The sequence below is a fragment of the Candidatus Nitrospira neomarina genome, from assembly GCF_032051675.1.
In the GTDB taxonomy this organism is placed as follows: domain Bacteria; phylum Nitrospirota; class Nitrospiria; order Nitrospirales; family UBA8639; genus Nitrospira_E; species Nitrospira_E neomarina.
This window is the reverse complement of sequence record NZ_CP116968.1, coordinates 3,832,647-3,845,232: the sequence shown is the minus strand read 5'-3', so window position 1 is coordinate 3,845,232 and position 12,586 is coordinate 3,832,647. Positions and strand designations below refer to the sequence as shown.

General features: G+C 49.7%; 14 protein-coding genes. 12 read left to right on the top strand and 2 right to left on the bottom strand.

The window, feature by feature from the left end:
• The first annotated feature begins 43 nt into the window (after positions 1-43).
• The 4 genes from PQG83_RS16570 to PQG83_RS16555 all read left to right on the top strand — a co-directional run bounded on the left by PQG83_RS16570 (position 44) and on the right by PQG83_RS16555 (position 5,294).
• A complete protein-coding gene (locus PQG83_RS16570) occupies positions 44-1,348 on the top strand; it encodes an alkaline phosphatase D family protein (RefSeq protein ID WP_312743404.1) in 1,305 nt (434 codons plus the stop codon).
• Between the two features lie 621 nt (positions 1,349-1,969).
• The gene (locus tag PQG83_RS16565; RefSeq protein ID WP_312743401.1) at positions 1,970-2,797 is read left to right on the top strand and encodes a class I SAM-dependent methyltransferase; all 828 of its coding nucleotides are present in this window, start codon (positions 1,970-1,972) and stop codon (positions 2,795-2,797) included.
• An 80-nt stretch (positions 2,798-2,877) separates the two neighbouring features.
• The gene (locus PQG83_RS16560) at positions 2,878-3,888 is read left to right on the top strand and encodes a methyltransferase (protein ID WP_312743398.1); all 1,011 of its coding nucleotides are present in this window, start codon (positions 2,878-2,880) and stop codon (positions 3,886-3,888) included.
• A 410-nt stretch (positions 3,889-4,298) separates the two neighbouring features.
• On the top strand, positions 4,299-5,294 hold the full coding sequence (locus tag PQG83_RS16555) for a M28 family peptidase (protein ID WP_312743395.1): 996 nt from the start codon (positions 4,299-4,301) through the stop codon (positions 5,292-5,294).
• Between the two features lie 158 nt (positions 5,295-5,452).
• Here PQG83_RS16555 and PQG83_RS16550 read toward each other — a convergent pair whose 3' ends face one another.
• Both PQG83_RS16550 and PQG83_RS16545 read right to left on the bottom strand, forming a co-directional pair.
• On the bottom strand, positions 5,453-6,367 hold the full coding sequence (locus tag PQG83_RS16550) for a phytoene desaturase family protein (protein ID WP_312743392.1): 915 nt from the start codon (positions 6,365-6,367) through the stop codon (positions 5,453-5,455).
• A gap of 16 nt (positions 6,368-6,383) precedes the next feature.
• Positions 6,384-7,052: a phytoene desaturase family protein gene (locus tag PQG83_RS16545; RefSeq protein ID WP_312743390.1), complete on the bottom strand. Its 669-nt coding sequence runs from the start codon at positions 7,050-7,052 to the stop codon at positions 6,384-6,386.
• Between the two features lie 261 nt (positions 7,053-7,313).
• Here PQG83_RS16545 and PQG83_RS21065 point away from each other — a divergent pair, with 261 nt between their 5' ends.
• The 8 genes from PQG83_RS21065 to PQG83_RS16515 all read left to right on the top strand — a co-directional run bounded on the left by PQG83_RS21065 (position 7,314) and on the right by PQG83_RS16515 (position 12,579).
• Entirely contained in the window at positions 7,314-7,502 is a 189-nt protein-coding gene (locus PQG83_RS21065; protein WP_376753536.1) for a multicopper oxidase domain-containing protein, read from the top strand.
• A complete protein-coding gene (locus tag PQG83_RS16540) occupies positions 7,456-7,635 on the top strand; it encodes a multicopper oxidase domain-containing protein (protein ID WP_312743387.1) in 180 nt (59 codons plus the stop codon). The genes PQG83_RS21065 and PQG83_RS16540 overlap by 47 nt, the downstream gene beginning before the upstream one ends.
• 504 nt (positions 7,636-8,139) lie before the next feature.
• Positions 8,140-8,886: a class I SAM-dependent methyltransferase gene (locus PQG83_RS16535; protein WP_312743384.1), complete on the top strand. Its 747-nt coding sequence runs from the start codon at positions 8,140-8,142 to the stop codon at positions 8,884-8,886.
• A 65-nt stretch (positions 8,887-8,951) separates the two neighbouring features.
• Positions 8,952-9,773: a lipase family protein gene (locus PQG83_RS16530; protein WP_312743382.1), complete on the top strand. Its 822-nt coding sequence runs from the start codon at positions 8,952-8,954 to the stop codon at positions 9,771-9,773.
• 386 nt (positions 9,774-10,159) lie between these two features.
• Positions 10,160-11,014, top strand: coding sequence for an oxygenase MpaB family protein (locus PQG83_RS16525; protein WP_312743380.1), 855 nt, complete (start codon positions 10,160-10,162; stop codon positions 11,012-11,014).
• A gap of 99 nt (positions 11,015-11,113) precedes the next feature.
• Complete coding sequence (locus tag PQG83_RS16520) at positions 11,114-11,626, top strand: class I SAM-dependent methyltransferase (RefSeq protein WP_502572809.1); 513 nt, start codon at positions 11,114-11,116, stop codon at positions 11,624-11,626.
• Entirely contained in the window at positions 11,545-11,817 is a 273-nt protein-coding gene (locus tag PQG83_RS21060) for a class I SAM-dependent methyltransferase (protein ID WP_376753535.1), read from the top strand. Before PQG83_RS16520 ends, PQG83_RS21060 begins: the two co-directional genes overlap by 82 nt.
• A 21-nt stretch (positions 11,818-11,838) precedes the next feature.
• Positions 11,839-12,579, top strand: a complete 741-nt coding sequence (locus PQG83_RS16515; RefSeq protein ID WP_312743375.1) for a hypothetical protein — start codon at positions 11,839-11,841, stop codon at positions 12,577-12,579.
• Positions 12,580-12,586 lie beyond the last annotated feature (7 nt).

Here is a 12,586-nt window from a genome sequence, read left to right as displayed (position 1 = left end):
GGATTTCTCCCGGCTGTAAGTATTAAAAAGGATGGACCATACGATGAAAACGGCATCACGCTCGGTTACGGATTGGAGGCTTGCTCCGGCCGACATGAAAGAATGGGTATTGCTCATCTGCTTTTGTGGAGTGTTGGGAGGGTGCGCCTCCATAGAATCGCCGGATAGTGCAGAACAGAGGGGCAGCGAGTTTAATTGCGCCGTGGGAGATGTGACGCCGCATGAAGCCATCGTGTGGTTGCAAACCACTGGCGCCCAAACACTGAAAATTCAATACTCCACCGACCCACAGTGGTCCACCTTTTACGAAACCATAATGGTCTCAACATCTCCGAAAACCGATTTCACCGCCCACATTCCCCTGGCAGGTTTGACCCCGAAAACACGGTATTGGTATCGGAGCCTGGTGCCGGGTAATGATCCCGGACGACCGTGTCAATTCATCACAGCTCCACTTGAAGATGACGTGACGACCGTGACCTTTGTGGTTGGAGGTGATACGCGCCATAGTTTTCAACCCTTTTCAATTATGGAAACCATGCGCATGATGAGTCCAGACTTTTTTGTCTTTTTGGGAGACACCATTTACGCTGACAAAGACACGCCTGCCCGAGAATTATCAGGCTATTGGCACAAGTATCGAGAAAACCGTGACGGATTTGTCCGACGGCTTATCGCCGAAACAAGTGTTTATGCCATGTGGGACGATCACGAGGTGGACAGTGACTTCACCTCAACGAATCCACTGATGCCTATTGGTCGCCAGGCCTTTTTTACCTACTGGCCCATTCGCCAATACACGCCGGATCCCACCCGTCTCTACCGGACCTTTCGCTGGGGAAAAGCTGTGGAACTCTTTCTCTTGGATACCCGCCAATATCGAAACCCAAGAACCAACACAATGTTGGGAGCTGATCAAAAACAATGGCTGTTGACCCAGCTCGAGTCCTCTTCCGCAAGATTCAAATTTATTATCTCCTCCGTCCCCTTTTCCGATCCTCGGGTCGACAAATGGGGAGAGTATCCTGATGAGCGAGATGAGATCTTGGGTTTTATAGACAAAATGGGCATCACAGGCGTGCTGTTTCTTGCCGGAGATGTGCATCTTGGAGCGGTCAGCCGGATGCCTGGGTTGACGGATCGCAAAGAATTTATTTTCGGTCCGCTGGCCGCCCAAATGAATTACAAGATTTCCAATCGAGAGCCACGATTTGAGTACTTTAACGATGCCTCACGAAATTTTGGGAAAATCACCGTTGATCCTAATGGCTTGAAGCCGTCGGTCCACATAGAGTGGTTTGATGCCAACAAGACCTTGCTTCATCAAGTCATCCTTGAAGAAAATTAAACCGGTCTCCCGTTCTCTCAATAGGGGAGCATGAATTGGAAGTCGTTGTAATAACTCGATCACTTCTCCTCTCAGCCCCTGAATCCCTGGAAGATGTGGATCGTCCCAGCTCAGAGCCCAAAGAACGAGATCTGCGTGTGCAGGCAGAAGCCATTCCGTCAATCCAGTAGATTCCAAATATGTGGGGGATGCTTTACGCCACGGAACCAGTAGATCTCAACGCCCTCACACGAAAAAGTACCAGGTTTTCTTGGAAATTCATGCTCACCCCCTTCTCTGTCTCAGACCGAGGATATGAGTGCACAACACAGATTACTCACCCGGATTGCCCGCTAGGGTAGATGCGGGCAAAATTCAATCCACATCGACGGAATCACTCTCTCCCGTCAACGCCGCTCATTTGAGAACGGCCCATATCAAAAGCGAATCTGGGCGCATGATCGGAAACTTTCTTCTGACCGATTGATAGGCCTGTCGGGCAGATTGAAAAGTGTTGTAATGGCTCTCCATGCATGAGTTTCCGGGCAACAGTCCTTTTGAGAAAGTGGGGGGATGCAAGGGCACTCGTGTAAGACGCCCCCGACATGCTAGGGTTTCGCTGATGCTCAGCCGCAGGGATTCATGATGCCCACTCCTTCCCATTCATCTTCGTTGAAGAACCCGCCGGCATGGTTGTGTGAACTGCCGAAAAAAGATCCCTGGTCGAGACCATTTGCCGAAAGCCTGTTGACCCACTTGGATCTCTCTGAAGGCGCAACGATACTGGATGTGGCCTGTGGAGATGGGATTCCTGCCTTTTATCTCGCTCATCATGTTGGACCAGGTGGCCATGTCATTGGAATGGATGTCAATCACGCCCAACTCATTCGTGCCCGCGCCGTTCAGGGACCATATTTTCCCTGGCTGGAATTTCGGCTTGGGGATGTCCGAATGTTGCCACCCGATCTCGGCCAATTTGATCGCATCACGGGAAATCTGTCCTTTATGTTTTTTCGGCCTCACCGACTTGAAGCCCTCCAGCAATTGACTCGGCTTCTCAAGCCTGGAGGACAATTGGTTCTCACATTCCCCTCCCTGGGAACGTTTGATTCCTTATGGAAACGCGTGGATCGGGAAATGGCCCAACGAGGGCTCACGAAAGAACGAGAAGCATTTGCGGACTATCTCGCCGAACGGCCTTCGGCGGTGGATGCCCGAACATGGCTGGGAGCATGCGGATTGACCAACATTGACGTGACAGAATATCCCCTGGAAGTGCACACCGGTCCAGGCCAAGAGTTTCTGTTTCATCCGTTGCTCCGCGGGGGATTCTTAGACGATGTCTATGAATGCTTCGCCGATCAAACACTGGCAGACCAATTCATGAATACGATTTCCCTCGACACCCAAAGCTTCGTGCCGCTTTTCGCACAACGCTGTGTCATGGCTGGTTGGTTGCCAAAACCATAAGCATCCGGGGGCCCAAACCGAATTCAACTAGCACGATTAATTTTTAACACGGCTCTTATAGAAGAAAAGGAAACTGGGAAATGGCAGAGGAAGTAACGCCGGATCGAATCATGCAATTGGGAATGGCCTTCTGGGGCTCTAAGACACTATTGAGCGCCGTAGAACTCGGCGTCTTCTCTGAGTTGGCCAAACAGCCGCTTGACGCTCAGGCCCTGCAGGCACGTCTGGGGCTTCATCCTCGCAGCGCGCGGGATTTTTTTGATGCGCTTGTCGCACTGGGCATGTTGGATCGGCGGAATGGACACTATGCCAATACATCCGAGACCGATCTGTTTTTAGATAAAGCCAAACCCACCTACTTGGGAGGGTGGCTGGAAATGGTCAATTTCCGTCTTTACCGATTTTGGGGAAACCTGACCGAGGGATTACGGACCGGGCTACCGCAGAATGAAGTTAAAGAAGGCAAAAATTTCTTTGAAGAATTGTACAGCGATCCTCGGCGCCTGAAAGAGTTTTTAAGTTCCATGACAGGGTTGAGCATGGGAGCCAGCAGAAAAATCGCCTCTCAATTTCCCTGGAAACAATACCACACCTTTATTGATGTCGGATCCGCTCAAGGGGGATTAGCGGTGCAGGTGGGATTGGCGCATGAACATATCACCGGCGGTGGGTTTGATTTACCCGTCACGGGTCCGATTTTTAAGGAATACGTCCACTCCTTCGGACTGTCCTCCCGATTGAATTTTTATCCGGGAAATTTCTTCTCGGACCCCCTTCCAAAAGCCGAAGTGCTCTCAATGGGCCATATTCTCCACGACTGGAATTTGGAAGAAAAGAAAATGTTGATCGCTAAAGCTTATGACGCCTTGCCCCCAAGCGGCGCCCTGATTATCTTCGAGTCGTTGATCGATGATGAGCGACGCTCAAACGCCTTCGGTCTCATGATGAGTTTGAATATGTTGATCGAGTTACCAGGGGGGTTTGACTATACCGGCGCGGATTGCACCGGGTGGCTGCGGGAAGCCGGATTTCGCGAAACCCGCGTGGAGCATTTAATCGGAGCGGATTCCATGGTGGTAGGCATCAAATGAGACCGGTTTTGGGGCTGATTCTCTCCCGATTGAATGTAGGGATTACCTTCACGGCCCACCAGATGGCAAACGTGAGGAAGTCGATTGTCCCCGTTTATATGAATCATATGTTTTGGTGCCTGATGCAATCCGATGGATGCCGCGACGGAATCTTAAAACATTGCTGAATCTGATGTTTCTGCATCACCTCATATCTTCTTTGAGCTCACCCCAAGCGTATACGGCCATCCCCGTGGCACAAACAAACCCAAAAATACAAAGGGTATTAGAAATCGATGACGATCCGATCCCTGTTTCATGTCATAAGCCTATCCCACAATCCTGCAGAATGCCGAATTACACCGCACCTCTGTGGGCGGATACACGTACAGGAATGAATCGACCCTGATTCTCAAGGTCGGAGGAGAAAGGTGAACACTTCACGGTGGGTCCTCTTGGCAGGAACGTTGGTCGTTGTGTGTGCAGGAGGATGGTACGGAATGATTTGGATGCCGGGGAGCAGTTATCAAGGAGCCTTGCCATTAGCGACCGACGAAATACATGACCTGGAGCAAAAACTCCATACCCATGTCCACACGCTGAGCAGACAAATCGGCGAACGCAATCTCTTTCACTACGATGAACTCCTGCTCGCGGCCGAATACATTCGCGCTGAATTTAAATCGGCGGGATATGAGGTCCTTCGCCAAACATTCGACGTTTCCGGAAAAGTCTGTGAAAACATCGAAGCGGAGGTACGCGGGACGGATCGCCGGGAAGACATCCTGGTCATTGGCGCACACTATGATTCCGTTAAAGGAAGTCCCGGCGCGAATGATAACGGGACCGGGATCGCGGCAATGTTGGCCCTGGCCCGGCAGTTCGCCCAATCACCTGTTTCTCGCACCCTCAGATTTGTGGCCTTCGCCAACGAAGAACCCCCTTTTTTTCAAACCCCAAACATGGGAAGCCGCGTATATGCCCAGCGCAGTCGCCAGCAGAATGAACGCATAATTCTCATGCTCAGCCTTGAAACCATTGGCTACTATACTGAGGCACCGAACACCCAACGATACCCACCGCCCCTCAGTCTCATTTACCCGTCAAAGGGAAATTTTATCGGTTTTGTGAGTAACCTTGCGAACAGGAATTGGGTGCAGCAGGCGGTAGGATCCTTTCGGCAGCACACTCAGTTTCCCTCAGAAGGGGCCGCATTATTTGAGTGGTTGCCCGGAGTGGGCTGGTCGGATCATTGGGCCTTCTGGCAGGAAGGATTCCCCGCCCTCATGGTCACGGATACCGCTCTGTTTAGGGATCCGAATTACCACACCTCGAACGATACACCAGATCACATTCACTTCGACCACCTCGCACGTGTGGTCACAGGGCTGCAACATGTCATCAGGGATTTGGCCAACCAACCATGACGAACGTCATGCGGAGAAACTGATCTCGATATATCCTTGCGTGTCACGATCCGTCTGTCACCAGAGATTGGCTAATTACAACCATCCCATAAATCTTGGGGAGAGCCAGGATTTTTAAAAATACCTAACTCGAGTTTCTGAGGAATAAAATAATAGGTTCATGACCTGGAAAAAGTGTTGGCGAAATCCAGGTTGAGATCTTGATAAATGCTTTGGGCTGCATTACGTCCAGGCGCCATCGTGACTCCGGCGCCCGGATGGCTGCCCGATCCGCAAAGATACACGTTCGAGATAGGAGATCGATAGTTCCCCAACTCCGGTATCGGACGCATGGACCCCGTCTGATAGGGGACAAAGGCACCATGGGTAATCGTCCCCCGAGGGGCACTCGGCATTAATTCTTCGAGATCCTGGGGACTATGGACAACTCTTTTCAAAATCCTTCCTCGGAGATTAGGAATATAATCCTGAGTAATGCAATCGATGATAAAATCGGCAAAGGGTTCTTTGGCTTCATTCCAAATCCTACTTGCAATCTTCCCTGTGGCATCACCCTTGATGATATACGGAACCGGTTGCACAACGAGTTTCATTAATCCTTTTCCGGAAGGCACACGAGTCGGATCTCCGACGGAGTCGTTGCACATGAGAAAAAATGGTTCTGATGGCAACCAACCACGACGGACTTCATAAAAAAGACGGGAAAAATAGTTCAGGGATGCTGGGGTGGGATGCACATAAACCGACTTCCCGGCAAGCGGTCCCGCCTTGTACTCGACGGGGCTGTCAAGCGCCAGATACATAACCATCACGGATTCTCCTAATTCATACTGACGCATCTTATTGGCAAGGTTTATCCCTACCTGATCTTCCCCAAGCAGGTCCAGCACGAGGTGCTGGGGGTCGACGTTTGAAGCAATCAATTGGTCTACCCGAATCTCTTCACCATCGACAAGCCGTACCGCAATCGCCTTTCTATTCTCAACCACGATGTTATTAACTCGAGCACCTGTCCTGATCTCCCCGTTATGAGCTTCGAGATATCCGGCCAGTGCGAGAGGAAGATGGCGCATACCCCCCTTTACCACATTATTCCCAAAGTGCTGGATGACCATAGAAAAAAGCCAGGCTAAGCTCGCCCCCCCCCACGTCATCCGGAGAAGCACCCACATGCAAATCCCAGGAACCGAAGAGAACTTTGGTTTCTTCCGCTTCAAACATCCCGTCGCACCATGATCGGAATGTTTGCAGTTGAAAGCGGTATTCGTCGAGACCACCAGGCAAACGCTGCAAGACCGCCGCTTGGTCAGAAAAAGTCGGTGGTGGACTATTGATTGAACGGACAATCTGCTCCTTCACGTCAAGAAATCGTTCGTATAGCCTGCGCCACGTTATAGAATCCCTTTCTGAGAATTGAGCGATACTGTGACACGTTTCATCCAGGTTCCGACGCACGGAGATCGAGCGGCCATCTGGAAAGACGTGAGTAAGGCAAGGATCGGAATAGATCAGCTCGAAACCGTATCGGGCTAACTGCAGCTCATGGAGGGCCGGCGAAAAGTTCGCGACCTGAAGACAAATCGCATGCGTGTCAGACATAAAGCCGGGTAGGGTCAGCTCTTCCGTATTGGTCATACCACCGATCGAATGATACTGCTCTAGTACGAGGACCTTGAGGCCGGCTTTCGCAAGATAACAGGCACATGTCAGTCCGTTGTGACCACTCCCAATCACAACGGCATCATATTGGGCTGACATAATTTCTCTCCACTTATACTCAGATATCTGCAAATGTACCTTTATTGGAAATCAATAAAACGATAGTATACAAAGCCATATCCCGCAGATCCATCAGATGTATCTTGAAGTCTCCAATAAATTATTCCGTTTTTTATTCCAGATGGCATGAATGTCGAAAGTTTTGATCATTTATTGGAAAGGAGCAACACCATGGCTTCAGACCATGGAAGATTGCCTGACAAAAAAAGCCCCCGAAAGAATCCCCATTAACTCGACCTCATGATTGATGGAAAAGAGTTCGATCACACCCGTGTGGATTGGACGATGAAACTGCATGGGGTCCAGGAGTGGACATTATCATCGAAGAACGGTAACCATCCGTTTCACATACATGTCAATCCATTCCAAGTGATCACAATAAATGGGAAAACCCGTAGATCCGCTCTGGCGGGACACTATCCTTGTTAGAACCAATCCGCCTGCGACAGAAACTATGCGTACGCGATACGAGGTGTTTACCGGCAAGTATGTCTTTCATTGCCACAATCTGGTCCATGAGGATCGAGGCATGATGCAATTGGTTGAAATTTTGTCCTCATGAATGACAGATGCATTTTTCTTAGTAAAAAAAGGAAGCGATATCACCAAACTTTTTCAGGACGGACGACGCAGTCACTCTTCGACAACAGACCCGCCACACTCATTGCTCAATTCGGAAAGATGGGAATAACCAACAATATTTGAAAAGCCAAAAAAGAATGTGAAATTATGATTATTGGCCCTCAAGCCGGACCGGTCTGTAAAAATCCGGAGACCTTGATGACTGCTCCCAGATTAAACCTCCTCCCACTCTCACAGGTTGTGAACGCACTCAACCAGTATCCGAAATGAGTGTTGCTCGTTTCAATCAGAATAACAATTTTTGTGGATATTTTCGTATGAAGTCGCTGTCACCGTTCATTGGTAAAGACCTCAAGTGATGCCATGACATATCGAAAACGAGACGGTAAAATTGCCATGAAGTTAAGCGCTGCTGTAAATGTGGGAAATCGATCACTGCCGCGACAACGACAGTTTTTGCGGATATCAACGGACAAAGGTGAACATGACAACGGACTACAATCAAATTGCCAAACAATACAAGGAAGGTAAGGAGCAGCCGTGGCGCTCCAGGCTCGAGCTGTTTTCAATGATGAATTTAATCGGCGATCTTACCGGTAAGTCCGTGATCGATGTTGCCTGTGGGGAAGGATGGTTGACGCGAGAACTCCGCAAGGCAGGTGCGGCTGAAGTGGTCGGCGTCGACATTTCCGAAGAGATGATCGGACTGGCTCGCTGGCAGGAGGCCCGTGAACCGCTCGGCATCGAATATCGCGTAGAGGATGCAAGAGCAACAGAATCAGCACAACAGTTTGATATCTCTGTCTCCAACTGGCTGCTCGTGTATGCACACGATCGTGAGGAACTCGGAGTCATGTGTCGCGGGCTGGCCCGGCGCATCAGATCTGGCGGACGGTTCGTAACCTTAATCGTCAATCCTGATTTGTACTCGATGCAGGCTCACCCGCCGGACTACGGAAAATACGGATTCCAGGTCCGGTTGCACGATTCCGTGTACGAAGGCGCTCCTCTTGTCTGGACGATTCTCCTGGACGACTCATCAATTGAAATCGAGAATTATTACATGCCGATCGAGGTCTACGAGTCGGCGCTTCACGACGCTGGGTTTCGAGAAGTCACATTCCATAAACTGACCCTCGCCCCCATTCCACAAACGTCTGAAGAAGGAGACTACTGGGAGGACATTCTCCGATGTCCCCCAGGGATCATGATCGACGGCATTAAGGCGTAAAGGCGATCCGCATTGAATATCTCCACCACCCTTCATATGCCGGAAATAGGGTAGAAGTACTTGTCGTGTCGAGCAAACCCATGTATTTCCCATCGACTCCGTTCAACTTGGCCGAGGCCCTGGAATGTTCCGATCTCGTGGATTTGGCTTATGGGATGTACTACCAATGGGTACAGCAGGGCAGACCACACACGCCCCTCAATTTGCGTTGGCAACCTCCTCGTGACTCGCCTTACCGCTTCGGCGAACCGATCTGGGGAAATTCCGAGGTGCTCTTATTTAGGGATTTGGAACCTTTTGCGTTGGTTACCCGGCAGGACGACAAGGCCTATGTCATTTTTCGCGGGACCGAAACCCTGGAGGATTGGTACAACGACGCCGAAATCAAACAAGTTCCTTACGAGGTGCCACACGTTTCCAATGTTGGCCTCGTGCATGAGGGATTCTTTGACCTGTATAAATCCCTTCGTCAGTCGCTCTTATCGCAACTCAATTCACTGGAAGGCATTCGCACGTTGTACATCACCGGCCATAGTCTGGGTGCAGCCTTGGCCATGGTGTCTACACCGGACTTGATGGCCAACGCATTTACGCTACAAACACCATTAGTCTTTCAATACAATTTGGCGGGTCCCCGTGCCTGCGATCCAAGGTTGGCCACCTTTCTTAACAACGGCCTCGCTCATATTTATCGGATTGTGAACAGTTGCGATCTGGTGCCGGAGGTGCCCCCGTCCGTGTACCTTGGATTTACCGAAAAGGTTTTGTACGAGCATGTGGGCTACCCTGTGACCTTCACCGCGCAATACGGGAGCATCCCAGGAAATCATGCTCATCACACCAGTTACCATTACGCGTTGAAACACCCGCAGCAACCTCAAGGGTGATAAGCCCCGTCATAGAGGGTATTGGCTCCGGCATTAACATACCAAAGACATAAATCCGCCATGATTGATTTTGCAGAATGGATTTTTAAAAAAGAGATTGAGGGATTTCTCGCTAGGCTTTCGTCACATTGGAAAGTCCATCCCCTATTTCATCTCGACAACACATCATTCCAGCCGGACTCAATGGCAACGTCATGGAGTAGTATGACTTTGCGGTATATGGCAGGGAATTACCACAAGCTTTGGCCTAGGGAGAATCCTCCCTAACATGGCATTATCCAAATATGAGTTTTGATGCCCCTTCCGATTCACCTCCCTTTCATTGATCCGTTTAGGATTTTATGGTGGGATATGACCGGAAGTAAGAAAATTGAGAGATTGTGACGATGGCACGAGACCGCATACTCAAGGAAATCCAAACGCTCGATCCCCAAAAGGATCATGAACGTATTGTCTTTTTGTCCACCTGTTACGATTTCTCCTTCGACACGACCCGCGCTCTGGAGTTGGCCTTGTTTCGCACCTTCTGTGTCCCGAGTATTTCCGGGTTGCTGGATCGGACCGGAGAATTCGGGAAAAGAACTCAAAAACGCTACGACGATACGGATATTCTGGTCAGTGAACTGATGGAATGGGGTTACAGCAGCGAGCGGGGCCGGCGGGCCATCCAACGAATCAACCGGCTGCATGGACGATTCTCGATTGCGAACGAAGACTTTCTGTATGTTCTTTCCACTTTTCTCTTCGAACCCATCCGGTGGAATCGGCGTTATGGCTGGCGACAAATGTGTGAGCAGGAACGCCTCGGTCTCTTCTACTTTTGGCGAGCCGTCGGACAGGACATGCAGATCCAAGAAATTCCAGAGGATTACCAGACCTTTGAGCGTTTCAATGTCGATTATGAACATGAACGATTCCGTTTCACCCCATCCAACCACCGTGTCGGAACCGCCACGGTTGAGCTGTTTGTTGGCTGGTTTCCAAGAATGCTGGCCCCGATGGTCCGCTCGGCTATTTATGCCCTCTTGGAGCCTCCGCTCATTACGGCATTCGGCTTTCCTGAACCGTCGCGATTGATGCGCCGGGCGGTGCCCTCACTCCTGAAACTTCGAGCCGGTATATTGCGATACCTCCCACCACGGCAACATCCCCGGCTACGAACGGAGATGGTTCATCCTTCACATCCTCACGGTTATGGGATCGAAACGTTGGGCCCGCCGGAGGAGACGAAAGGGAAATGAGGATAGGAGAGCTGGACTACCTATCTCTTATCCTCTTGTAGCGTGACCACGCATATACCATAAAATAACAGTTCTTCTCATAGGCCTTTTCGTTCACAAATGGGAGATTCCATCATGAACATAGAGTCCATAATTTCATTCACACGACATTCTCGCCTGGGGTTTTGGTGCCTCCTGTTGGCATTTCTTCTTACCGGTCTGACTGCCGGCTGTTCACATCAACCGTGGGACATCGACACTTACATCCAGAATCTTGAACGACCTGAACGGGATGAATACCAACAGCCGGAAAAAGTTGTCGAAGCGTTGAATATCACCCCCGGCATGGTGGTGGCTGATGTGGGAGCAGGCTCAGGGTACTTTACCCGCCGGTTCGCGAAAGCGGTTGGCGAAACGGGGCACGTGCTGGCCGTGGATATCGAGCAGAAAATGCTGGACTACAACAAACAGGAATTGGAGAAACTCGGGATGGCCAACCGATCCACATTCATTCTGGCTAACCGCACGATCCGTCACTTTCCGAAAACAGCGTGGACCTGGTCTTTCTGTGCAATGCGTATCATCACGTCGAACATCATGTGGATTACTGGGCCAAAATTAAATCCGCGTTAAAACCCAATGGACGGATTGTCATCATTGATTTCTACCACGATGAGCGGTCCGGCAAACTCAGCTTCTCCAAACATCATCTGGTTCCCAGAGAACGCGTCATCGCGAACATGGAGAAAGTGGGACTCACTTTGTCAAAGGAGCACACATTCCTCCCCCGGCAGTATTTTTTGGAATTTGTGTGGGATAAATAAAAGCTACTGGAGGCTACGAATTTGGCAGGATTTGATTTTTCGCTCACAGTGACCGAACGACAATTAGTCTTTGTGCGGAATCTTCTTAGATCAGTGCAGGAATGGGGACGTGGGCATCAGGTTAAATTCCGCTATCGAAAGATAAGTGAAAGTTCGTTTATTTGCCTAGTGGATGGATCTTTAATAAATATTCAATTTCTTGAAGCACTCATAGCCACATGTTTCCCGGTAATGGGATGTGCTAGTGGAGATCCATTGACAAATTTGGAGCGGTCAAGAGTTATTGGGAAATTAATTCGGAAATACAATGAAAGTCTCAGTCATTTTCATGCCTTTGTTATTGATACGGCAGATCTGATTAGGGGTACACCCAATTCAATCAATTTTAATTACGGATTAAGTTCCAATCTTGGAGAATACTTGCACGGATTATCCATTTCTTTTATTGGCTATTTGAGAGGCGAGGTTACCCACAGACAACATGCAGAGGAATGCCATACGGCCATTGAAGTCCTTTGTATGCAATTTCGTAAAGACGGTTCTTGGGAAAATAAAGTCGATGCAGCAATTGAGGCAGGAGCTTTATCAAAAAACTATAAAAATGATTTGGTTAGACTCAAAGACTTGCGTAAGGGAGCAAAGCATCGAGGCCAGCTATTTTCTGATACTGAGTTAAAGACAATTATTCCCACACTTGTAAAGGCAACGCATGAGCTAGTGATAAGTGTTGGAGCGGAGATTAGTAAACCAGAAAAGATATAAGAAGGTT